Origin of the sequence: Candidatus Hikarchaeum yamanae (assembly GCF_009889665.1) — an archaeon.
In the GTDB taxonomy this organism is placed as follows: Archaea; Halobacteriota; Halobacteria; order Halobacteriales; family Hikarchaeaceae; genus Hikarchaeum; species Hikarchaeum yamanae.
The window spans coordinates 44,018-65,934 of sequence record NZ_WTZR01000003.1; the positions used below are offsets into that span (position 1 = coordinate 44,018).

Below are 21,917 nucleotides of genomic sequence, written 5' to 3' on the forward strand. Positions count from 1 at the left end.
ATTGGAATCATAGTTATTACATTAATTTCTATTATACCTTTCTCTTGCAGATTCAAATTTAGTCTCATCCATCTCTGCACTTTTTCTCTCCTCCATCATCTCTAATGCTTTTCTATCTGGTTCCACTTCATCGTTGATTCTAGCTCCTGATTTATGTACCTTTGCATGGCACCACCTACAAAGAATCACAATTATTTCGTGGTCCATCTGTTCTCCCCTTCCTACCCTTCCCCTCGCATACGAAAGGTGATGCTTCTCCAATAATGGTCGGCTATCATCATGGGCATTCAGACGCTCCTCCAATCCACAGCGGGCACATCTCTTTTCGTTCGCCCTGTACCTAAAGTAAGGGCAATTTTCCCATTTCCATTTTTGTTCTACCACGGGACAAACATATTCTCCCCTTTCAAGCTCCACTTGGAACGACCCTTCTACATCTCTGTGTTCTAGTATCAAACGACAAAGCCCTCCTCCTGTTAGATGGTCACACTTATCTACATACAGATAGGGATCGTCAACCCCAACTGGAGTTCCTTTAGGTGTCTTTTTCATAAATCCATCTCCATTTTTTAAACAAATAACTTTGCCTATGACTCTGTTTTTATTTCTCTATATCTATCCTGTGCCTGTAGAACTACCCTTCAAGACGGTACTGAATGGGACAATTTAAATACCCTCTCATCCCCCTGATTAATTAGGGCAAACCATGACCCATGATCGATTTATTAGGGAACTTATCCCAACTCAAAGATAATTCCCCCCAAACTATAGAAATCCTAGACACCACGCTCCGTGACGGAGAGCAAGCGCCAGGAATAGCATTGACCACTGAAGAAAAAGTCTCCATCGCCACCGAACTCGATAATATAGGTGTATCTGTCATCGAAGCAGGCAGCGCATGCACTGGACAAAGCGAACGCGAAGCGATCAAACAGATCGTAGGACTAGACCTACGTGCCAAAATAACTAGCTTCGCCCGTGGAATTCAATCTGATATCGACGACGCGCTCGATTGCGATGTTGATGGTATCACTTTAGTTGTTCCATCTAGCGACCGTCATGTAACTGACAAAGTTAGAACAACCCGAGAAGATGTTATCTCAAATTCCGTCTCTCTAATTGATTATGCTAAAGACCATGGAATTTGGTTAGAACTTCTAGGCGAAGACGGAAGCAGGGCCGACCTAGATTTCCTAACAGCCTTAATGCAATCCGGAATCGATGCGGGTGCAGATTGGATTTGTTGGGCAGATACTGTTGGATACGCTAGCCCCGAGCAGGCCCATTTCGCTGTTTCTCAACTATCCAAAATAGGTCCTACAAGTACTCATACCCACGACGATTTAGGCCTCGCAGTTTCTAATGTTTTGGCAAGTATAGCCGGAGGTGCATTGATGGTACATGCAACAGTAAATGGTATCGGAGAGCGATCTGGAAACGTCGCGTTGGAAGAGGTTGCAATCGCCTTACACCATTGCTATGGCATAGATACGGTCAAGTTAGATGGGTTATTCAACCTTGCACAACTTGTCTCTCAATCAACTGGTGTTTCTCTCCCACCTAACAAAGCCGTAATCGGAGAAAATGCCTTCACCCATGAAAGTGGCATTCACACCGATGGAATTCTCAAAGACGACCGAATGTATGAACCCTACCCTCCTGAATTAGTTGGCAGAGGGCGCCGCTTTGCGGTTGGAAAACATATAGGTCGAGCAGGAGCTAGAGCGGCACTCGAGGAACATGGGATAACTGCTTCCGACGACCAAATCTCTACCATTGTTAACCGAGTAAAAGTACTAGCTGAGCGTAATAAAAGGGTAACAGACGCCGATTTATTGGCAATAGCAGACGATGTCTGTGGCACTCCTCGAAATCAAAAAATCACGCTAGTGGATCTAATCGCCGTCAGTGGTGGGGCCACACCCACTGCAAGCATTCGTCTAATAGTAGATGGAGAAGAACGTTCTTCTTCTGGTATTGGTAGTGGTCCAGTTGACGCAGCGATTAACGCAGTTCGAGGTGCATTAAATGATTCCCGTTTTAGATTGGTTAGCTACCACGTAGACGCTCTGACCGGTGGTACTGATGCATTAGTTACTGTTTATGTCGAAGTTGCCAGGGGAGACCGAACCGTTAGTGTGGCTAGCAGTGACGCTGATATAACTCGAGCTAGTGTTTTGGCATTGATAGATGGACTAGACCGTTTAATGTTTAATTGAATTCTATTCTATTAACTTATCTTTTACTTTGCAGTGCTTACAATTTTTATGACATCACCTTCTTTTAAACCATACTCTTCTGAAATTCTTCTATTCGAACGAGCATCAATGGCATATAGGTATCCTTCTCCTATATCTGTGTGAACTTCATAAGCCAAATCTCTAGGAGTGGACCCACTTGGCATTAGATATGCGTCTGGCAATTTATTCCCTTTCCCATCTACCCAATGACTCTCATTTTCAACTGGGAATACTGTTATCATTCCCATCATCTCATATACTGCTCGATTGAGTGAATTTTGAACACCAGTACCTCCGTATTCCTTCATCACATTTTCAATTTTATTCAAACCCACTTCTTGTTCTTCTGTCAATTCTTTAATAACATCGAACGTATTATCTCCTGGGTCATATCGTATGATCCCTCTCTCGTTCCCCTTCCGAAGTATTAATTCATATTGCGCAGCAACCACGGATATCTCTTCTCCCATGTCTCCCAAACGTTCAATATTCTCTTCCGGTGCTACATCTATTTTATTGGCAACTACTATCGAAGGTTTGGATATTTTTCTAAGCAAACGTGCCAATTGTTCGTAATCCGAATCTTCCCATTCACTTGGCATCGGGGGATATTCGATCTTCCTGAGGCATGACAAAATATCTCGAGATTTTATGCCCAATCCTGACAAAACACTAGCAATTGATTTTTCCATATTGAAGTTTGGACCTCGTGAAAAACGTTCAACAGATCCCCAATTGCGCCTAATCACTCCTGCTAACCACAAATCAATTTCTTCTCTAATAAACACTACTTCGTTTAGGGGGTCATATTCGAGATTTTCTATTTTTTCTCCTTCTTCATTAGTCCCTCCTGAAAAATCAATTATATTGATAATTGCATCCGAATTCATCAAATCGTCTAAAAATTTATTTCCCAGACCTCTCCCCATATGGGCGTTTGGAACCAAACCCGCAACATCGATTAATTCAATTGGGATGTATCTTTTCCCCTCTTGACAGTGACTATTTCCACACCTTGTATCTCTATCCTGGCAAGGGCATTCGGACCTAACGTAGGCCACGCCCCGATTTGGCTCGATTGTAGTAAATGGATAATCTGCTATTTCTATGTCTGCTAATGTTGCAGCTTTAAAGAATGTAGATTTACCCGCATTTGGTTTTCCAGCAAGTGCTAAAACGATCATATCTTCTTATCTCTCTCTGAACCAAATCTTAAATTTCAATTTCATTCTTGGGGTTTCCTCCCCTTCGATCGAATCTGCATACCGTCCTTTGCTCTTATAGTTCCTTCCACGCGTGCACCCTCGTGAAGCTCCAATTTATTACAGGAAATGTCTCCCAATATGTGGGATCCCTCTCTAAGTGTGATATTCCCCTCTCTAGTAGTCACATCACCATGTATTCTGGTGCCATTTCCTATAACTACACCTTCGCGCGCTCGAATACTTCCAAACAAATTCACATCCTCTCCGATGCTTATATCCACTGCCCGGAAATTTCCATGTAATCTACACTCATTTTTAACTATCACTGGTGTAGAAACCCTCCACATTTCATCCGAAATATAGCTCCCCCGTGGAATGACTAGTGGATCTTCATCATTTCCCTTTTCCTTCTCCCCTTCAAGGATTTCAGAGAGTAATTCTTCTGCAGCTTCCTCTTCACCAAGACGCAGCAATTGTGTCAAATACATAAATAAGAATATGATTGTTGGTAATGGATTCCGTATATTGATCCATCCATTTGCTTCAAATCCCTCTTCGATCTGAACATCATCTCCTATATCCAGATCTCCGCCCACCGCCAATCTTCCCGAGATACTAACTCTTTCTCCTAAATAAGCGTCTTCACCGACTATCACGTTACCTTCGATTTCACACCATATGTCAACTCTACACTCTCTTTCAACCTCTATATCTCCTTCAAAACGGACTCTCTCCCCTACTAGTATATTTTGAGACCGAACCCCAAAACTAATGTTACTTTGTCCTCCTATTATCACATCCCCCGGGGCAACCAAATCTCGCTCCTCGGCAATAGTTCCTGTTGGGATTATAAGAACATCTAGTGGGTCTTCACCAACCGCCATATATTATTTTATCTGCGATCCCTAATAAAACCCACGTGTGCCATTTATCCATTTTCAACTATTTGCGACTCTCTGTAAAAATTATCCCCTTTCCTCTACGACACGCTTTTAGTTTCTTACATAAAAAGTGACTTATGGAGTCATCTCGTCCCGCTAGGGATTCACTCGCTATACGCATTGCGGGAGAAATAGCGCTAAGCGAAAAACCCGGAGAATCCCTCCGAAAATGGCGCCGAGAATTTAGTCTAAAACAAGTTGAAGTATCAAATAGGATTGGAATCTCTTCTTCCGTTTTATCTGATTACGAAGGAGGTAGGCGACCAAATCCCGGGGCAAATTTCATACAAAAGATTGTAACTGCTATATTAGATGCGGATCAAGAAACGGGTGGATTTAATATTCAACGCTATGCTTCTCTATCTGGATCCTCTGAATCTCATCCATCCATCCTAGCAATTCACGAGTACTTTTCATCAGTACCATTATCCACATTTTATGACAACATTGGTGGATCTGAACTAGTGACTGGTCCTGAAGGTATTACTGGATACACAGTTGTTGATAGTATATTAGCAATTACGACACTTTCTCCTGGGGATTTGTTTAAACTCTACGGACAAAGTACTAGTAGGGCTTTGATCTTTACCAATGTATCTCGTGGAGAATCTCCTCTAGTTGCAATGCGTGTCGTTTCCCCCACACCTAGTGCGGTCATACTCCATGGAATCTCGTCCGAATCCCTTTGGGAACATGCCCCCTCTCTCGCCTCGATAAGTGGATTTTCACTTGGAGTCGTTGACACACCTTTGGATACCTTACTCTCTAACCTCCAATCCACTCATTAGCCCTGTATGATTCAAATGAATTCGTAGGTATGTTCTCCCATTTTCCCATACCCTTTAAATGCAAACTCATTTTTGTAATCTGTCAATTCTTTTAACGAAGTCTCTTTAGAATAATTGTGGACGTCATGAATTTGTTCATATTCTTCAAATGACAACTGACGGCGAGATTCAAGTTGATCGTGTATATCTATTTTTTTAACCTTTTCGTCCCAACCATCTCTGATAGTTTCCGTATGAATTTCTGCCTGAGCACCACTCCCATACGACCCAACTAGTATCTTTTTCCCAACTAAATCTAACTTTTCCCTTGCAGCATATATCAATCCAGACGTCCGTGCAAGATGGACCGACCCAGTATACCAATTGCCAGCTTTTCCTGATATTTCTATCGTGGGTTCTATGACTCGCTTATACCATTTCTGATATATTTCAGTTTTCTCCAAGAGTTTCATGTATCCTCGAATACTTTCCGTATACATCTCATACTCTGAAAATTCTTCTACTTCTGGTTTTGGCCCTATAACTTTTTCTAACTCCTCTTCAATAGACGTCCCCCGGGTCATATGCCTATACCCCAAACTAGCCGCTTTCCTAACCATCCCTGGGAATGGAACATGAAATGGAACAAATTGAAACTCTTCTATATCCATTTTTTTACTCCGTTCCTCGAAGTTTGTCAAGGCATCTCTCATTAAAGAAAGATATACTTGAACAGATCTTTTCCCATCCACACTAGGAAATTGCCGATTCGGTTTCAGAAAATCCGTCTCATCCACACTAGAATACCCCTGCTTTAAACTCAATTCCACAATAGAGGGGTCTTCTGCAATTAACATAGCAACAGCACCAGCACCCTGTGTAGCCTCTCCTGGATTTCCCCTCTCATATAATGCCGTATCTGTTGCAATCACCAACGCCGATTTTCCTTCATTTCTCCCCGAAAGAATCCAATTATGAGCGTCGTCTATGCATTGCGTCCCTGCTATGCACGCAAACTTTCTTTCACCTTTGTTCACATTACGAAATTCTTCCCCAAACACTTGCTCCAAACACCCTGAAATATATGTAGAAATAGGTTTGGAGGAGTCAAATGAACTTTCAGTTGCAACATCTATTCTACCAATATCTCTCGGCTCTACCCCTTCACTTTTCATCAGTCTATACGCCGCATTTGCCCCCATTGTCACTATGTCTTCACGAACATCCGGGAACGAACACGCATGCAATCCCAATCCCTTTGTATATTTCTCTGGATCTTCTCCAACAGAAGGTGCAAATACATTTTCCAAGTCTAGACTTAATTTCCCTGACCAAATGGAAATCCCATCTATCCCTACGCTTTTCATAACGCTGTATAACTTGACCCTCTATAAGGAACTGCCGATGCATTTGTCGACAATCAACGAATTAATCTCTGGTTTTTATCCCATAAACCATTTCTGGAGTATCTACGTGTGCCACTTCCATTAATTCTTCATATCCCCTCTCTCTCAATAATTTAGTTCTTTTGGGGACTGTTTTCATCCCCAAAACAGCACCTGGTCTTCTTAAATCGTCTAGGTAGTCCGTCTCCATCATAAATGGCTTTCCACTCTGAATAGCCCTCTCCAGTTCTTCCTTCCTACTGATCACACTTGGGGTCACGCCCTTACAAACCCCTCCTGCAAAATGTTTAACAACCTTTTGCCAAGGCAGGCCCATTTCAATTGCCCAATCTGACACTTCAGAAAGATCCTCAGTTTCCTCTGTGTGGAGTTGCACAGCAATCCCCATTTTTGCTGCCAACGAAATTGCATGGCGAAGTACTTCATTTGACATTTCCCATATCTCTTGTGAAACTTCGTAATGCGGCCGCCCCGATTTAAGGGCAATTGCATCTCCTCTATCAATCATTTTTGCAGCCATATCTAGACCCTCACACATGAATTTTCCAGCTTCTTTTACAGTTTGACCATCTTCCACCAATCTCGATATCAACGCAGGATGAATTCCTAAAACAGACCAAGCGCGCCCTTGCAATACTTCCGTCGCTTGTTCTACTATTTCAATGGTTTGATAGAATCTCTCTTCAAAATCAGATATGTCTGTTGGATTTTTTCCACCCCTCCATGAATGCTGATTCACAACCAACATATGTGTCCCCCCACTTTTACTAAAATCTTCCACAGCAGCAATTCCCATTCCTTCCTCCGAATCCAAATGACAATGGTTGTCAAGAATTGGATTCATTTCGAATTTAAAACTATTGTTTCATGAGCTGATTTGGCTAGTCCTTCTGATTTTCCATGCTCACTCGGAGCAATAACAACTGTCTTAAGACCATATCTCGACGCAAGCTCAATTGCAGGTTTAAAGTCCATATCTCTAGATGCAATTGCAAGAATTTCAGTCGTCCCATTAACTGCTATTTCCACCGCATCAACTGCTAATCTTACATCCACATCTCCGCTAGTTATTACCGTTTCAAAACCCCGGGACTCTGCAGCTTGAATTAACCCAGGGGGTGCATATGAATCCAAATAACATCTAGCAACCACTAATCTCCCATACTGGAGTGCAACCTCTCTCAATTCATCCAAATCACAATCAAATTCCTCGCGAAAACAATTAGGCCCATCAATCAACAACCCAACCGATTTCCATTCCATTGATTGTTTTTTATTTGGTTTTCCATTAACCAATTTTTTGAAATTCATACCTACTATTATAACTTAAAGTGGATATGTCTGGCGATACGACCCATTTTCAATTCAATTATTTTAATTGAACCTTGCCCAACCCAAACATACAAGAGGGACACTGCCCACATATAATTGCTAGTCATGCTCCCTCGATTATCACCCCTAATTACATCCCATGAACAATTGGGTGCCAAATTCACAACTTTTGGAGGGTGGAAAATGCCCATTAGATTTGGATCTATAATAGAGGAGCATAATTGTGTTCGAAATGCGGTGGGAAAGTTTGACGTTTCCCACATGGGCCAAATATATTTAGATGGAAAAGATGCAGAATATTTGACAAACAAACTGGTTTCAAATAATGTCACACGACTCCGCGACAACCAAGCACAATACGCCATGATAACTGACGACAACGGGATTATCCTGGATGACACCCTTGTTTATCGAAATTCTTCAGAATCATTTATGTTCATACCAAATGCTGGACACGATGAAGAAATGTTTCTTAGGTGGGCACATTTCCGCGATAAGTGGGATCTCGATGTCACAATAAAAAATTCTACCAATGAGATTGCAATGTTCGCCATACAGGGCCCACTTGCAGTCGATTCTATTGATGCACTCTCTCCAGATTCACTCTCAGATTTAAAGAGGTTCACAACCACTATCACAACCATTTCAGGAATTACTTGCACCGTTTCCCGAACGGGATATACTGGCGAAGATGGATTCGAACTATTGCTTTCTTCTAACGACGCTGTAACTCTGTGGGATGCATTGGATTTCCCCCCGTGCGGACTTGGATCTCGGGACACTCTCCGAACTGAAATGGGATTTTTACTTTCTGGTCAAGATTTTAATCACCAAACAAATCCAAGAACTCCATTCGAAGCTGGAGTCGATTTCACAGTCGATTTGGGACAAGATTTCATTGGTAGAGACGCATTGCTGGAACTTCATTCAAAAGAACTTAGTCTCAATTTTATAGGGTTTTCTCTCTCCGAAAGATCAATCCCTAGACCTGGGTCTGCTATACTCAACGACGTGGGAGAACAAATAGGGGTGGTGACAAGCGGAACTCTAAGTCCCACTCTAGACCTTCCCATCGGATTAGGTTATGTCCCCCCTTCTTATTCTTCAATTGGGAGTTCCTTCCAAGTAGCCATACGAAATTCATTCAAACCAGCAACCATATGTTCAACACCGTTCATTAATCCACAATGACCTTTTCTATACCTGACGATAGGATATACTCCCAATCACATGAGTGGGCATTGGTAGATTCTAATATTGCCCTAGTTGGAATAACCGATTTCGCGCAAGACGAATTAGGAGATATAGTTTTCCTAGAGCTGCCCACTGCCGGAGATATTTTAATAAAAGAACAAATATTTGGTCTCGTCGAAAGTATCAAAGCCGTTTCCGATCTCTATGCTCCACTTTCTGGAACCGTTTTGGAAATTAACTCCACCCTTGAAACAGAACCTGAGCAAGTAAACGACGATCCTTACAACACAGGATGGTTACTCAAAATAGAATTAAAAGATCCCTCTGAAATTGACACACTACTTACGGCCGAAGAATATGGGAGTCAAACAAATTGAATATATAGGTAGGTTACCATGACGAATTTCCCTTCTACTCAAAGTCCCTATACTCCTCATACCCCTGCAGACGTCGAAGCAATGCTTTTACACTTAGGGTTTGAGTCAATAGAGGACTTATTCAATATCCCTCCCTCCCTTCAATTCTCTGATTCATTCAAAATCCCCCCTCGTTCAGAACACGAAATTAAAACCGAACTGAAGGAAATTTTTGATAAAAATCTACCCCTTGTCGAATTTCTTGGCCACGGCTATTATTCTCACTATATCCCTTCTTTAGTTGATCACATCTCTGATAGATCTGAATTTTTGACATCTTATACTCAATATCAGCCCGAGATTTCTCAAGGGTTTCTTCAGGTTTTGTTTGAATACCAATCTTTAATAGTTGAACTAACTGGCCTGGGAATAGCCAACAGCTCCATGTATGATTTCGCCACTTCTATAGGCGAAGCTGCCCTCTTGTCTGGAAGGATATCCCCCACTCGTACAACAATTCTAGTACCTGACATTCTGAGACCAGAACGCCTCAGCGTTTTGAAAAATTACACTTCAAATTCTGGATTCAAAATAGAATCTTACCCTACTCGTGATTCCAACACCGACATTGAAAAATTAGAAAATCTATTCTCCAATGATGTTTCAATGATATATATCGAAAGCCCCAATTCACACGGCGCACTTGAAGAATCCATTAAACACATATCTGATATGGCTCATGCTTCCGGATCTCTTTGCTGTCTTGGAACTGATCCCATCGCACTATCTATACTGGAGCCTCCGTCTTCTCTTGGTATTGATATAGTAGTTGGGGATGCATCTGTACTTGGTCTCCCAAATGCGTATGGAATGGGAGTCGGTCTATTCGCTTGTCGAAGCGACTATTTACGACAAGTACCCGGAAGATTAGTTGGAATCACTAAGGATGCAACCAATCGTAGGGCATACACACTAACACTTCAAACAAGAGAACAACACATCCGGCGTGAACGTGCAACTTCGAATATCTGCACCAACCAAGCATGGGTTGCCCTACGAACTGCAATACATGCCGCATATCTGGGACCTCATGGTTTAATCAATTTAGCGAAACAATGCATAGAACTACCTCTTGAACTTTCTTCTAAACTTGACACCATAGAAGGTGTATACGCCCCTCTTCATTCTCGACATTATTTTCGAGAGTTTGTAGTCAGGACCGATAAAATGGCCATGGAAGTGGTTCAATCACTCGAAACAAAAGGATATGCAGTTTCTGCAATAGGCGATCACGAATTGCTCATCTGTGTCACTGATACTAATGCCTCTCATATTGATGCTTTTGTCGACGCCTTCAAAGAGGTAAACTCATGAGCAATTCCCCTCCCCGCTATGATCAAGCGAAATGGACTTCTCAATCCGTTTACGAGCCCCTTTTATCTGAAAAGAATATGACTGAGGTCTCTTTGGATGACGTCCCCCTGCCCTCGAATTTAAAACGAAGTTCTCTCACTTTACCTAGCTTATCCGAACCCGAATTGGCACGCCATTATACTCGCCTTTCCCAAATGACATATGGGGTCGATAGTGGTCCATACCTCTTGGGGAGTTGCACTATGAAGTACAATCCAAAATTCACCGAAGATGTGGCCGTGCTACCTGGCTGTTCTGCACATCCTGATAGGGAACCACATACCATTCAGGGAACTCTCGAAATATTATATACTCTTCAAGAACATCTAGCCACTATTGGTGGGATGGATGCCGTAACACTACAACCACCTGCAGGTGCAGCTGGGGAATTCACCGGCATTCTGATAATCAAAGCATTCCACGAATCCAATGGTGATTTTTCACGGAATGAAATTATTATACCTGAAAGTGCACATGGGACCAACCCTGCAAGCGCAGCACTAGGAGGGTACAAAACAATTGAAATTCCCAGCAATGAACACGGGACGGTTAACATAGATGCACTTCAAGCTGCCCTTTCTGAAAACACTGCAGCGTTGATGCTAACCAACCCCAATACTCTTGGTCTATTTGAGCTGGAGATACAACTCATCGCATCAATGGTGCATAAAGCGGGAGGTTTACTTTACTACGATGGTGCAAATCTAAACGCCCTTCTAGGGCGGTCCCGCCCCCGTGATATGGGCTTTGATATCATGCACTATAATGTACACAAAACTTTTGCAACCCCTCATGGCGGCGGCGGCCCCGGAGCAGGCCCCGTTGGAGTAGTATCTAAACTTGAAAGTTTCTTACCGGCACCCATTGTGATAAAAACAAAATCCGGATTCGATCTATCCACTCCCAAAAATACCATTGGGAAAGTACATGGATTCTATGGAAACTGGCTTTGTTTGATAAAAGCACTTGCATACATCCTTCGACTCGGAGACAGTGGTCTTTCAGACGCTAGTGCAAAAGCAGTTCTGAATGCAAATTATTTAGGGAGCAAGATCCAGTATGAAATTCCTTTCCGGCCCTTCTACCATGAATTTGTGGCTAGTTCTGGGGATCAAGATGCTGCGGAAGTCGCAAAACGGTTGTTAGATTATGGGGTGCACCCCCCTACTACTAAATGGCCCCTGATAGTCCCTCAAGCATTGTTGGTAGAGCCCACAGAATCTGAAAACAAATCAACTTTGGATCAAATTGCAGCTTCATTCAATGCAGTTCTAAATGAAGACCACTCTACGCTAAAATCTGCCCCAAATTCAACGGCATCGGCAAGAATTGATCAAACTACTGCAGCCAGATCTCCCATTCTATCGTGGCACGCCCTCGATCCATCTTTATGAGTGATTTCACTTCAATTTTTTCCCGATATGAACCTCTCCTTGAAAACCATTCTCAATTCTTAGACGTGTGCAACACACCCCTCCCTTATGTCGTTAGGGTAAATACAATTAAAACAACGATCCAAAAATCGATTGACATTTTTTCCGACCTATCCATCGATGTCATTCCTTGTAAATGGAACCCTCTTCTTTTTCAGATAGATACCACTTCTCCTGGTAATACTCTGCCTTACTTACTTGGGTGGATTCATGGGCAAGAAGAAGTGTCTTCATTACCACCTCTTGTCCTCAATCCTTCTCCTGGAGATAGAATCTGGGACGCCTGTGCATCTCCTGGATCTAAAACCTCACAATTAGCAGCTTTAATGGATGATACGGGTCTCATAGTCGCAAACGATTCCAACCTACGACGAATGCCCGCATTAAGATCAAATCTTGAAAGATTGGGGGTTACCATCACTGCAGTTACTCATTCAGACGCGAGACATTTTTCCTTAAAACCATTTGACTTCACAGTTTTTGATTCCGCCCTAGTCGATGCCCCTTGTTCTGGAGAGGGGACTATACGGAAAAATCCTAGTGCCCTACGAAAATGGTCACTTGAAAAACTATTTTCTCTGCAAAAACTACAACTTTCCATTTTAAGAAGGGCAGTCAATGTAGTCAAGAGTGGGGGAACTATTGTTTACTCAACATGCACCTTTTCTCCTGAAGAAAATGAACTAGTCATTGATAAAATCCTCTCGGAAGGGAATTGCACCCTTGTACCTTTTGATCTGCCCCTTGTCTCCTCTCCCGGGGTGACCGAATGGGATGGGATTCAATTGGACTCCTCACTCCACCTTTGCAAACGAATCTGGCCAAATCAAAATAATACTGGGGGCTTTTTCATAGCAAAACTGGAGGTAAAATGAATTCTACAAATATCACTTTTAATTTATTACCTTTTGATACATCCCACGAACAAAACCAATCTACAATCACAAGGATGGAACTTCTAGAATTTTGGAACAATAGATTTGGAATTCCCTCCGAAATATTCAAAGAATACACTTTCTGGGAGAAAGGATCTGGAAAAATATGGGCTTTCAAGGGCAATTTACCACAAGAAACTGAAATAGAAGCACTAGGAATTCGATTTACCACTACCAACCAAAAAAGTTGGAAACCCACAACAAATGCTGCACAAAAATTTGGCCATCATGCTCACAAAAATGTTTTATCGTTGCCCTTTGATCAGATCTTAAAATTTGTCCAGGGGGATTCTTTACACATAGATTGGAATGGCGAATCTGGATATGTCATAGTACGTGGAAATTTATCAAACCATGCTATCCAAATAGGAGTTGGTTTGTATTCTAATGGGATCCTCCATTCCCAGATACCCAAAAGTAGACAATTACATCTCTCCTAATTTTTCAGTCTATTCTATGAACATTTTCAGATCTCCTCCCTTTTCAAAATCCTCGAAAGAAATCTCAAAAACGATATTATTCTCCACCTTTTCATTTGGTCCAATTTCTATCACCTCTGATTTTTGCTCCTTGGCTCCCTCTACCTCTACTACTATAACCAACTTACCAACCCTGGGGGCCCTCCCCTCATTTACTACTACTGTATCCACCCTGAGTTTTCCTTCAGACGTGGCGTTTATCCCGAAATCCTGAACTCTGACTAATTCCTTCACTCGACGATCTGAGGTAGGTGCACTCCTGATCTCATCCCCATCTTGCGATTCCATACAACCCACTAGTACTATTGGGGAAATCAACACTTTCGAGAGAAACAATCGTCTTTTCATTTCTACCACCTCAATGCTCCCCAGTAAAATTAACCTTAAGGAATTTCTGTCACAATATCTTTATAATTCCACAACACCTCTTATTCCATATGTCAAATCCTTCCGAACAAGACTCAAAAAATGATTCCAAAATGGATGGAGGAAACTTAGACAATACTCAAGAATCAAGTACAGAATCTGAGATAAGCATTTTATCATCTTCACTCAATACAATATTGCAAAATAATTTTAAATACGACTTGGAAGATCTTGATTTCCCCTCATCAAATAACGCAAAACTAGATCTGATTGTGGTTGAATTAACACAACAGCAGGATCGCATGATTGAACTCGAATCTATGCTCAAACGTGCCCATGCCGATCATCAAAATTATAAAAAAAGAAAACAAAGTCAATACGAATCTGAGAAACTCAGATCCATCGAAGGAATTTTGTTTAGACTATTTGATTTACGCGAAAGTTTGGCTCTCCTCTCTGAACAATGTCAAAGTGAAAATTCCAGCTCAAGCATTGAAGCAATATTGGCACATTTAGATTCCACCATATCCTCTTCTAATGTCTCTCCTATACTCCCCTCTCCTGGAGATAAAGTGGATCCTCACATCCACGAAGTTTTCTCTAGTGTTGAGGGATCTCAACCTCCTGGAACTATTGAATTTATCCATCGGATTGGATATTCTTCTGGTTCAAAAATTCTGAGACCCGCTCAAGTTTCTATTAGCTCCGATTCTTCTGAAGTTCAGTAAATTAGTAACCTTTAATGGGTTAACAATATTATTCTCTCCCACATGACTAGTAGTAAAATCATTGGCATTGATTTAGGAACCACTAATTCTGCGTTCGCGGTAATGGAATCTGGAGATCCTGAAATCATAGTAAATGCAGAAGGAGACCGAACTACGCCTTCTATTGTCTCTTTTACTTCAAAAACGGAAAGACTTGTTGGGAGACCTGCAAAAAACCAAGCAATCCAAAACCCCGAACGAACTATCCGCTCGATAAAACGCCACATGGGTGAGGAAAATTACACCGTTTCTATCGATAAGAAAGATTATTCACCAGAACAAATTTCTGCGATAATCTTGCAAAAAATAAAACGTGATGCAGAGGACTATCTAGGCGAACCTGTGACTCGGGCAGTGATAACTGTACCTGCTTATTTTAACGATGCACAACGCCAAGCAACGAAGAACGCCGGAGAAATAGCTGGCTTTACAGTTGAGAGGATAATCAACGAACCTACTGCCGCTGCGATGTCTTATGGGATCGGAGACTCCGAAGACAAAACAATCCTAGTCTTCGATTTAGGGGGTGGGACTTTCGATGTCTCCATTCTCGAACTAGGAGGTGGAGTCTATGAGGTTTTGGCGACCAATGGCGATTCCAATCTAGGCGGTGATGATTGGGATGAAGTTTTGATATCTCATATGGCAAATGAATTCCAAAACTCACATGGGGTCGATCTAACGAAGGACCTTCAGGCACTCCAGCGCCTAAAGGAGGCTGCGGAAAATGCTAAAATAGAACTTTCGAGTGCTATAGAAACAACAATTAATTTGCCCTATGTGACAGCAACCGATTCCGGTCCTCTTCACCTCGAACAAAAAATAACAAGATCTACTTTTGAATCACTAACCAAAGATCTCCTTGAAAAAACTTCTATACCAATACAAACGGCATTGAAAGATGCAAATTGCTCTGCCTCCGACATCGACGAAGTAATTCTAGTTGGTGGATCAACTAGGATTCCCAATGTGCAGGAAAAGGTGATTTCTATACTTGGGAAGGAACCCCGAAAAAATATCAATCCAGATGAATCTATTGCATTAGGCGCTGCAATTCAAGGTGGGGTCCTTTCCGGTGACATTCAGGATATCGTCCTACTCGATGTCACTCCTTTGTCTCTTGGCATTGAAGTCAAAGGCGGCCTCTTCGAACGGCTAATCATGCGTAATACTACCATTCCCACTGAAGAATCAAAAGTATTCACAACAGCAGCAAATAACCAGCCATCTGTTCACATTAAAGTTTCCCAAGGCGAACGAGAACTCGCAGAAAAAAATGAACTTTTAGGCGATTTTGAACTTTCTGGAATTCCTCCTGCTCCTGCTGGAATTCCTCAAATTGAAGTTACCTTCAAATTAGATGCAAATGGAATTACCCATGTGTCTGCCGAAGACAAAGGGTCTGGTACTAAAGAATCTATCACCATTGCCGGAGGATCTGGACTTTCCGAAGATGAAATAGAACGAATGAAGAAAGAAGCAGAAGAACACGCCGAAGAAGATCAACAACGACGTGCCCTCGTGGAATCTAGAAATAATGCAGAATCGGCTCTAAACCAAGCCAAAAATTTACTCGAGGAACACAAAGAACATGTAGATGAAGCCCTCAAAAATGAAATAGAATCTGCAATGTCTGACTTAGAATCCACTTTACAAAACGAAGGGTCTTCGGCAGACGAAATAACAACCTCACTCGAGAACTTATCAACCAAACTTCAAGAAATTGGAAAACGAATATATGAGGAAAATAATTCCAATTCCACCCCTCCTGAAGATCCTGTAGAGGAATCCATTGATGCAGAATTTGAAGATTTAGAAGAATAACTTTCCTGGTAGTTAAATAATTCCTCCTCCTATTCAGTTTTGTTTATGAGTGAGAGTTTTTACGATATTCTCGATATCGATCGAAATGCTACTACTCCCGAAATCAAACAAGCCTATCGTAAAAAAGCCGCCCAGCACCACCCTGATGTTTCTAACGATCCAAATGCGGAAGAAAAATTCAAAAACATAAAGAGAGCAAAGGACGTTCTAACCGATCCATCTCTTCGAAAAACCTATGACCAAATCGGCCATTCTCAATTTGAACAAGCCCAAAAACAAGGGGGTTTCTCAAATACCCATTTTAGCGGAGATCCTAGTGATTTCTTTACCAATTCCAATTTTTCTACTTCTGGATTTGGAAACCTCTTCGAAACTTTTTTTGGAGGAACATCTCGATCTACCCCTCGGCGTGGAAAAACTCTCACAACATCTCTTGAAGTAGATTTAGAAGATGCGTATTCTGGAGTAACCAAAACCATACGTTTCACTCGTCCTGAATCTTGCACAAAGTGCAATGGAACTGGTCACCCCTCTGATGCAAAAACTACTAACTGTTCTACTTGCAATGGCGCCGGAACTGTCACTCGTACAAGCTCTACTCTGTTCGGTCAGATCCAACAGGTAACCACTTGCCCCACTTGCAACGGAGATTGCGTGTCTTATTCCAAAAAATGCAATTCATGTTCTGGATCGGGAACTTCAATAAATAAGACGGAAATTCCATTTCAAGTCCCCCCCGGAGTTTTGGATGGGACCACTTTCCTCTATGAAGGGGAAGGTGCCGCATTAAAAAATGGTACCAATGGAGATCTTAAAGTAACAATTTCCATCAAACCACACCCCGAGTTTAAACGTGAAGGTTCTCATATCTATTACTCTTGTGAAATACCCTTCCAAAGTGCAGTTTTTGGAACTAAGGTAAACGTACCAACTATAGGCGGATCTTCTGAATTAACTATCCCACCCGGAACTCAAAGCGGAGACATTTTTACATTAAGTGGTAGCGGAATGCCCCAACAAGGTAGGAAAAAATCTTTCGGCGATCAAATAGTCAAAGTACAAATACCAACTCCTCATCCTTCCTCCCTCACCAGCGAACAGAAAAAAGCACTCAAATCCTTCGAAAAATCCACCGAGACTAGCACAAAAGCTGGAATTTTTGATAAATTCAAAGAACTATAGTTCTATATCCGTACTTTTACAGACCGTTCCAAATTTAGCTTCCACATTTTTCTCAGTCAATTTTTGTAACTCTGGCAAATCTGTACTTGAACAGTCTGAAAGTAATGTCACATCATACCCATTATCATAAGCATCATATAATGTGGTGGCAACACAAACATTAGTTGCACAACCTGCAAACAAAGTATCTGTGATGCCATTACTCCTCAAATAATCATCTAGATCTGTATTATGAAATCCACTATATCGATGTTTGATAACCACTATGTCCTCTTCTCCAACTTCTAATTCTGGTGCAAACTCCGCCCCTTCCGTTCCTGGCCTACAGAACCACTTCCCAATCCTTTCATATTTTTCAAATAAAGGCCTAGACACAGTTTTTTCGCTATGTATGGCCCCTACAAATATCGGCGTCCTACCCGATTCTCTATATTTTTTAAGAAACTTCACAGTCGCATCTATTGCAGGTTGGTGAATTGGATCTTCTACAAACCTCTCCTCTTCATCTGAATACTTTTTGCAAAAATCTAGTTGAAAATCAACAATAACAAGAGCTGGGTCACTTAACATATTACTCCTCCAACTCTTTTTGGGCCCAACTCTGATTATCTTTCCGATCAACTCTCGCTACAAATACTTTTTGCATTCGGACTACAATGATATTTCATGTACGTCCGAGCAGCTAAGAATCGTGATGAACTTTGGCTTCTTGATCAGATAGAGTCCCTCTCTGCGGACGATGTCGCTTTTCGTTCTAGAGATTACGTAATCTCAATAGATTCCGACAAAAATTCTCGATTAGGATTCGGACGCAATCGCATTCACAAAGAGCACGATGAAGAAGATTTCTGTGAAATAACTAGTATCTGTATCTTGGATGATTCCCAAAAAGAATCTATACTCGCCCAAATTTTTGAGAGATTAACCAAAAACGCTCAGAAAGAGGGTTTCGACGAATCCTATTTCTTCACAAAACCGACCGGATATCTATCCCAACTAGGATTTGACACCGTCGAAGAACTTGAGCTCTCTCCGCCCATCCAACATAGACTGTCTGAAAAACGGGATACAATCTCCCCAAAAGCCGTACCCCTTTTGCTTAAATTTGAATCATTCAAAATACCTCCTCATATCCAGGCAACTTTTGATTCTCCCAAATCCAATGTCCCTCCCACTCCTAAATTAACCCCCGAAGATTTTGGAATAAACCCTGAAAAAACTAGTTATAAATATTCTACTAGGAAATAAAAATTCAATCGCCCGAAATCCCTTCCATCCTCCGTCTCTAAAACAAGACGTTTGCAGAAATTTTTGAAAATTATGTCAAACTCCATCGATGTCTGAATTTGGGGTGTAAAGTTTCACTTATTTTGTCGAAACGTTACAGAAGCTTTTTGTTTTACCCATGCACATTTCCGTCAATGATCGACGATCTAAACTGGGCCATCGGGGGCGAGGCCGGCCACGGGATCGATTCCACTGGGAAAATTTTCGCACAAGCACTTTCTAGAGCCGGGCGTCACGTTTTTACATCAAAAGTTTTTGCATCTCGTATACGAGGTGGCTATACTTCTTATAAAATAAGAACTGCGCTGGTACCTGTCCAAAGTGTTGTTGATCGCATGGATGTTCTAGTTGCACTCACCAAACGAACAGTCGAAGAAAATTTGAGCCAATTACACGACAAATCTCTAATCATTTACGATGGAGAACGGACCATGATGAAAGATTTCGAACCACCTGGAAATATAACCAGCCTAAACGTACCACTTCAGAGATTGGCAGAAGAAGCTGGGGGTGCAATTATGAGGAATATAGTCGCTCTTGGAGCCACTTGCGCCGCAACTAATTTTCCAATCTCCAATCTGGATGAGTCTCTAGAAAAACAGTTTTCCCGAAAAGGATCTGATCTCGTTGAGAATAATAAGAAAGCTGCATTACTAGGTCATAACTATATCCTTGAAAATTACAATCCTAGTGATTTTGGATACATATTAGAGTGCACCGATTCAACATACGTTCTACTCAATGGAGATGAAGCTATAGGGATGGGTGCAATAGCTGCAGGGTGCCGTTTGTATGCGGGTTATCCCATTACTCCTGCCACTGCAGTAATGAACTATATAAAAGGTAGAATCGAACACTTTGGTGGTCATGTAATCCAGGCAGAAGACGAACTATCTGCAATTAACATTGCTTTGGGTGCTGCTAGAACTGGTGCACGGGCAATGACTGCAACATCTGGCCCCGGAATTGATCTCATGACCGAAACCTTTGGCTTGGTATCTATGACCGAAACCCCTCTTGTTATTTGCAACGTTATGCGGGCCGGACCTTCTACTGGAATGCCCACTAAACAAGAACAAGGGGATTTAAACACCATGTTGTATGGTGGCCATAGTGAATGCGAGCGATTCATCCTTGCCCCCACTACTGTTGCAGAATGTTTTCATAAAACAGTCGAAGCATTCAACCTAGCTGAGAAATACAATACCCCTGTATATTTGGCAGGAGATCTATCCCTCGCAATAACCGACCAAACTTATTCTCCGGACGAATTTGACATCACGTCTACCAAACGCGAACGTGGCTTATTTCTCACCGAAACCTCCGAACTAGAGCCTTGGTGCAACCCACAGGGACAATTCAAACCCCATGCCGATACTGAAGACGGTGTGAGTCCCCGAACATTACCTGGACTTGAAGGTGGAATCCATATGGTAACTGGACTCGAACACGACGAACTAGGACGCAGAACTGAGCACCCACCTACTCGGGAAAAACAAGTCCAAAAAAGAAGACGAAAAGTAGAAACTGCAATCAAACAAGAGAATTTCGACTACCGCGAGTTTGGTTCTCCCGATTCCGACATTTTGGTCATTTCTTGGGGTTCGAACGAAGGGGCAATATTGGAAGCAATAGGTCAGCTAGAACAAAAAATTAGATTCCTTTCTTTTCCTTATGTGTTCCCGCGGCCTGACATATCTGAAGCGATCCAAAATGCTTCCATGGTGTTTGTTATAGAATGCAATGCAAGTGGTCAATTTGCAACTCTTCTGGAGCACGATTCCCTCTCTCGTGTTACAAGAATACTAAAATATGATGGGATACGCTTCTCTGCAGACGAAATTGCAAAGGAGCTTAATTCTTATTTACTTCCCGAGGAGGTCGTGTTAAAATGAGTACTGGTGCAAATTTCGCAGATTTCAAATCCGATAAAAAACCGACTTGGTGTCCTGGATGTGGTGATTTCGGAACTATGAATGGAATACTAAAAGCCCTCTCGAACACCGGAGCTTCCCCTGAAAATACATTTTTTGTTGCAGGAATAGGATGTTCCGGAAAAATTGGAACTTACGTCCGAACTTATTCAATTCATGGTGTGCATGGCAGGGCCCTCCCAGTTGGTTGTGGGGCAAAAATAGCTAATCCAAATCTAGAAGTCATGGTAGCAGGAGGCGACGGCGACGGCTTTTCGATTGGAGCTGCCCATTTTATTCATGCCGTACGTAGGAACGTAAACATGACTTATGTTGTGATGGATAACCGTATCTATGGATTGACAAAGGGACAATATTCGCCTACAAGTGGGACCGATCTTAAAACAAAGACAAGTCCGAGTGGGACTCATATGCCGCCCCTGGATCCTCTCGCTTTGGCATTGTCCTCTCAAGGAACATTCATAGCACAGGCATTTTCTTCTGATTTAAAGCGACTCGTCGAAATCGTAGAAGCAGCGATAAATCACAATGGATTTGCATTTGTCAACGTTTTCAGTCCGTGTGTTACTTACAATAAGGTGGATACTTATCAATATTTCCGAGAAGCACTTGTCGATGTTAATGACATTGGTCATGATCCTACTGACTATGAGGCCGCGAAAAAACTAATTCTTGATAGTGAAACAGAATACCAAGGGATACTATATCAGAATCCAAACTCAGTTTCTTATGAAGAATCCCACGGTCTAGATTCTCCACTGTGGGATATCTCCGAAAATCCACCCGAAGATATCCTGAATTTACTCCGCGAATTCTACTAACTATAGTCCTTTCAGTATACTACTTTTTTCACCCA

General features: G+C 41.9%; 22 protein-coding genes. 14 read left to right on the forward strand and 8 right to left on the reverse strand.

Annotated elements, in window-relative coordinates:
• Positions 1–21: 21 nt before the first annotated feature.
• A complete protein-coding gene (locus ACM9H2_RS02215) occupies positions 22–552 on the reverse strand; it encodes a hypothetical protein (protein ID WP_415487744.1) in 531 nt (176 codons plus the stop codon).
• 161 nt (positions 553–713) lie between these two features.
• Here ACM9H2_RS02215 and ACM9H2_RS02220 point away from each other — a divergent pair, with 161 nt between their 5' ends.
• The gene (locus ACM9H2_RS02220) at positions 714–2,219 is read left to right on the forward strand and encodes a 2-isopropylmalate synthase (RefSeq protein ID WP_415487746.1); all 1,506 of its coding nucleotides are present in this window, start codon (positions 714–716) and stop codon (positions 2,217–2,219) included.
• 23 nt (positions 2,220–2,242) lie between these two features.
• On the opposite strand, the gene ACM9H2_RS02225 is transcribed toward ACM9H2_RS02220, so the two are convergent.
• Together ACM9H2_RS02225 and ACM9H2_RS02230 are read right to left on the reverse strand one after the other, a co-directional pair.
• The gene (locus tag ACM9H2_RS02225; protein ID WP_415487748.1) at positions 2,243–3,424 is read right to left on the reverse strand and encodes a redox-regulated ATPase YchF; all 1,182 of its coding nucleotides are present in this window, start codon (positions 3,422–3,424) and stop codon (positions 2,243–2,245) included.
• Positions 3,425–3,465: 41 nt separating this feature from the next.
• Positions 3,466–4,329, reverse strand: a complete 864-nt coding sequence (locus tag ACM9H2_RS02230; protein ID WP_415487750.1) for a polymer-forming cytoskeletal protein — start codon at positions 4,327–4,329, stop codon at positions 3,466–3,468.
• A gap of 134 nt (positions 4,330–4,463) precedes the next feature.
• Here ACM9H2_RS02230 and ACM9H2_RS02235 point away from each other — a divergent pair, with 134 nt between their 5' ends.
• Positions 4,464–5,174, forward strand: a complete 711-nt coding sequence (locus ACM9H2_RS02235) for a helix-turn-helix domain-containing protein (protein WP_415487752.1) — start codon at positions 4,464–4,466, stop codon at positions 5,172–5,174.
• 11 nt (positions 5,175–5,185) lie between these two features.
• Here the strand turns inward: ACM9H2_RS02235 and ACM9H2_RS02240 are convergent, their stop codons facing one another.
• From ACM9H2_RS02240 to ACM9H2_RS02250, 3 genes are all read right to left on the reverse strand, one after another.
• Entirely contained in the window at positions 5,186–6,520 is a 1,335-nt protein-coding gene (locus ACM9H2_RS02240; protein ID WP_415487754.1) for a hydroxymethylglutaryl-CoA synthase, read from the reverse strand.
• Positions 6,521–6,581: 61 nt separating this feature from the next.
• Positions 6,582–7,403 carry a TatD family hydrolase gene (locus ACM9H2_RS02245; protein WP_415487756.1) on the reverse strand — a complete coding sequence of 274 codons (822 nt, stop codon included), beginning with the start codon at positions 7,401–7,403 and terminating at the stop codon, positions 6,582–6,584.
• Positions 7,400–7,822, reverse strand: coding sequence for an NYN domain-containing protein (locus ACM9H2_RS02250; RefSeq protein WP_415487892.1), 423 nt, complete (start codon positions 7,820–7,822; stop codon positions 7,400–7,402). The genes ACM9H2_RS02245 and ACM9H2_RS02250 overlap by 4 nt, the downstream gene beginning before the upstream one ends.
• A gap of 174 nt (positions 7,823–7,996) precedes the next feature.
• Here ACM9H2_RS02250 and gcvT point away from each other — a divergent pair, with 174 nt between their 5' ends.
• The 6 genes from gcvT to ACM9H2_RS02280 are packed head-to-tail and all read left to right on the forward strand — an operon-like array spanning position 7,997 to position 13,662.
• Positions 7,997–9,082, forward strand: a complete 1,086-nt coding sequence (gene gcvT / locus ACM9H2_RS02255) for a glycine cleavage system aminomethyltransferase GcvT (RefSeq protein ID WP_415487758.1) — start codon at positions 7,997–7,999, stop codon at positions 9,080–9,082.
• Entirely contained in the window at positions 9,079–9,462 is a 384-nt protein-coding gene (gcvH, locus tag ACM9H2_RS02260) for a glycine cleavage system protein GcvH (RefSeq protein WP_415487760.1), read from the forward strand. Before gcvT ends, gcvH begins: the two co-directional genes overlap by 4 nt.
• Before the next feature lie 18 nt (positions 9,463–9,480).
• The gene (gene gcvPA, locus ACM9H2_RS02265; RefSeq protein ID WP_415487762.1) at positions 9,481–10,815 is read left to right on the forward strand and encodes an aminomethyl-transferring glycine dehydrogenase subunit GcvPA; all 1,335 of its coding nucleotides are present in this window, start codon (positions 9,481–9,483) and stop codon (positions 10,813–10,815) included.
• On the forward strand, positions 10,812–12,248 hold the full coding sequence (gcvPB, locus tag ACM9H2_RS02270) for an aminomethyl-transferring glycine dehydrogenase subunit GcvPB (protein WP_415487764.1): 1,437 nt from the start codon (positions 10,812–10,814) through the stop codon (positions 12,246–12,248). Before gcvPA ends, gcvPB begins: the two co-directional genes overlap by 4 nt.
• Positions 12,245–13,162: an RsmB/NOP family class I SAM-dependent RNA methyltransferase gene (locus ACM9H2_RS02275; protein WP_415487766.1), complete on the forward strand. Its 918-nt coding sequence runs from the start codon at positions 12,245–12,247 to the stop codon at positions 13,160–13,162. The genes gcvPB and ACM9H2_RS02275 overlap by 4 nt, the downstream gene beginning before the upstream one ends.
• Positions 13,159–13,662 carry a hypothetical protein gene (locus ACM9H2_RS02280; RefSeq protein WP_415487768.1) on the forward strand — a complete coding sequence of 168 codons (504 nt, stop codon included), beginning with the start codon at positions 13,159–13,161 and terminating at the stop codon, positions 13,660–13,662. Before ACM9H2_RS02275 ends, ACM9H2_RS02280 begins: the two co-directional genes overlap by 4 nt.
• A gap of 9 nt (positions 13,663–13,671) precedes the next feature.
• On the opposite strand, the gene ACM9H2_RS02285 is transcribed toward ACM9H2_RS02280, so the two are convergent.
• On the reverse strand, positions 13,672–13,989 hold the full coding sequence (locus tag ACM9H2_RS02285) for a hypothetical protein (RefSeq protein WP_415487770.1): 318 nt from the start codon (positions 13,987–13,989) through the stop codon (positions 13,672–13,674).
• A gap of 149 nt (positions 13,990–14,138) precedes the next feature.
• Here ACM9H2_RS02285 and ACM9H2_RS02290 point away from each other — a divergent pair, with 149 nt between their 5' ends.
• From ACM9H2_RS02290 to ACM9H2_RS02300, 3 genes are read left to right on the forward strand one after another with little or no spacing between them, the layout of a single operon-like run.
• Complete coding sequence (locus tag ACM9H2_RS02290; RefSeq protein ID WP_415487772.1) at positions 14,139–14,795, forward strand: nucleotide exchange factor GrpE; 657 nt, start codon at positions 14,139–14,141, stop codon at positions 14,793–14,795.
• Between the two features lie 42 nt (positions 14,796–14,837).
• Positions 14,838–16,658: a molecular chaperone DnaK gene (gene dnaK, locus ACM9H2_RS02295; RefSeq protein WP_415487774.1), complete on the forward strand. Its 1,821-nt coding sequence runs from the start codon at positions 14,838–14,840 to the stop codon at positions 16,656–16,658.
• A gap of 45 nt (positions 16,659–16,703) precedes the next feature.
• The gene (locus ACM9H2_RS02300) at positions 16,704–17,840 is read left to right on the forward strand and encodes a DnaJ C-terminal domain-containing protein (protein ID WP_415487776.1); all 1,137 of its coding nucleotides are present in this window, start codon (positions 16,704–16,706) and stop codon (positions 17,838–17,840) included.
• Here ACM9H2_RS02300 and ACM9H2_RS02305 read toward each other — a convergent pair.
• The gene (locus tag ACM9H2_RS02305) at positions 17,835–18,410 is read right to left on the reverse strand and encodes a cysteine hydrolase family protein (RefSeq protein ID WP_415487778.1); all 576 of its coding nucleotides are present in this window, start codon (positions 18,408–18,410) and stop codon (positions 17,835–17,837) included. The two genes, ACM9H2_RS02300 and ACM9H2_RS02305, sit on opposite strands and share 6 nt — an antisense overlap.
• Positions 18,411–18,506: 96 nt before the next feature.
• Here ACM9H2_RS02305 and ACM9H2_RS02310 point away from each other — a divergent pair, with 96 nt between their 5' ends.
• The 3 genes from ACM9H2_RS02310 (at position 18,507) to ACM9H2_RS02320 (ending at position 21,882) form a co-directional block, all read left to right on the forward strand.
• Positions 18,507–19,088 (forward strand): GNAT family N-acetyltransferase, encoded by a 582-nt coding sequence (locus tag ACM9H2_RS02310; RefSeq protein WP_415487780.1) that lies wholly within the window; start codon positions 18,507–18,509, stop codon positions 19,086–19,088.
• Between the two features lie 173 nt (positions 19,089–19,261).
• Entirely contained in the window at positions 19,262–21,022 is a 1,761-nt protein-coding gene (locus ACM9H2_RS02315) for a 2-oxoacid:acceptor oxidoreductase subunit alpha (protein WP_415487782.1), read from the forward strand.
• Positions 21,019–21,882, forward strand: a complete 864-nt coding sequence (locus ACM9H2_RS02320; protein ID WP_415487784.1) for a 2-oxoacid:ferredoxin oxidoreductase subunit beta — start codon at positions 21,019–21,021, stop codon at positions 21,880–21,882. Before ACM9H2_RS02315 ends, ACM9H2_RS02320 begins: the two co-directional genes overlap by 4 nt.
• Positions 21,883–21,917 lie beyond the last annotated feature (35 nt).

What these genes read in the sequence shown, in the direction of transcription:
- ACM9H2_RS02280 (WP_415487768.1), top strand. Translation starts at nt 13,159, where the DNA reads ATGAATTCTACAAATATCACTTTTAATTTATTACCTTTTGATACATCC.
- ACM9H2_RS02220 (WP_415487746.1), top strand. Translation starts at nt 714, where the DNA reads ATGATCGATTTATTAGGGAACTTATCCCAACTCAAAGATAATTCCCCC.
- ACM9H2_RS02315 (WP_415487782.1), top strand. Translation starts at nt 19,262, where the DNA reads ATGATCGACGATCTAAACTGGGCCATCGGGGGCGAGGCCGGCCACGGG.
- dnaK (WP_415487774.1), top strand. Translation starts at nt 14,838, where the DNA reads ATGACTAGTAGTAAAATCATTGGCATTGATTTAGGAACCACTAATTCT.
- gcvH (WP_415487760.1), top strand. Translation starts at nt 9,079, where the DNA reads ATGACCTTTTCTATACCTGACGATAGGATATACTCCCAATCACATGAG.
- ACM9H2_RS02290 (WP_415487772.1), top strand. Translation starts at nt 14,139, where the DNA reads ATGTCAAATCCTTCCGAACAAGACTCAAAAAATGATTCCAAAATGGAT.
- gcvPA (WP_415487762.1), top strand. Translation starts at nt 9,481, where the DNA reads ATGACGAATTTCCCTTCTACTCAAAGTCCCTATACTCCTCATACCCCT.
- ACM9H2_RS02250 (WP_415487892.1), bottom strand. Translation starts at nt 7,822, where the DNA reads ATGGAATGGAAATCGGTTGGGTTGTTGATTGATGGGCCTAATTGTTTT.
- ACM9H2_RS02310 (WP_415487780.1), top strand. Translation starts at nt 18,507, where the DNA reads ATGTACGTCCGAGCAGCTAAGAATCGTGATGAACTTTGGCTTCTTGAT.
- ACM9H2_RS02235 (WP_415487752.1), top strand. Translation starts at nt 4,464, where the DNA reads ATGGAGTCATCTCGTCCCGCTAGGGATTCACTCGCTATACGCATTGCG.
- ACM9H2_RS02285 (WP_415487770.1), bottom strand. Translation starts at nt 13,989, where the DNA reads ATGGAATCGCAAGATGGGGATGAGATCAGGAGTGCACCTACCTCAGAT.
- ACM9H2_RS02240 (WP_415487754.1), bottom strand. Translation starts at nt 6,520, where the DNA reads ATGAAAAGCGTAGGGATAGATGGGATTTCCATTTGGTCAGGGAAATTA.
- ACM9H2_RS02225 (WP_415487748.1), bottom strand. Translation starts at nt 3,424, where the DNA reads ATGATCGTTTTAGCACTTGCTGGAAAACCAAATGCGGGTAAATCTACA.
- ACM9H2_RS02305 (WP_415487778.1), bottom strand. Translation starts at nt 18,410, where the DNA reads ATGTTAAGTGACCCAGCTCTTGTTATTGTTGATTTTCAACTAGATTTT.
- ACM9H2_RS02320 (WP_415487784.1), top strand. Translation starts at nt 21,019, where the DNA reads ATGAGTACTGGTGCAAATTTCGCAGATTTCAAATCCGATAAAAAACCG.
- gcvT (WP_415487758.1), top strand. Translation starts at nt 7,997, where the DNA reads ATGCTCCCTCGATTATCACCCCTAATTACATCCCATGAACAATTGGGT.
- gcvPB (WP_415487764.1), top strand. Translation starts at nt 10,812, where the DNA reads ATGAGCAATTCCCCTCCCCGCTATGATCAAGCGAAATGGACTTCTCAA.
- ACM9H2_RS02230 (WP_415487750.1), bottom strand. Translation starts at nt 4,329, where the DNA reads ATGGCGGTTGGTGAAGACCCACTAGATGTTCTTATAATCCCAACAGGA.
- ACM9H2_RS02215 (WP_415487744.1), bottom strand. Translation starts at nt 552, where the DNA reads ATGAAAAAGACACCTAAAGGAACTCCAGTTGGGGTTGACGATCCCTAT.
- ACM9H2_RS02300 (WP_415487776.1), top strand. Translation starts at nt 16,704, where the DNA reads ATGAGTGAGAGTTTTTACGATATTCTCGATATCGATCGAAATGCTACT.
- ACM9H2_RS02245 (WP_415487756.1), bottom strand. Translation starts at nt 7,403, where the DNA reads ATGAATCCAATTCTTGACAACCATTGTCATTTGGATTCGGAGGAAGGA.
- ACM9H2_RS02275 (WP_415487766.1), top strand. Translation starts at nt 12,245, where the DNA reads ATGAGTGATTTCACTTCAATTTTTTCCCGATATGAACCTCTCCTTGAA.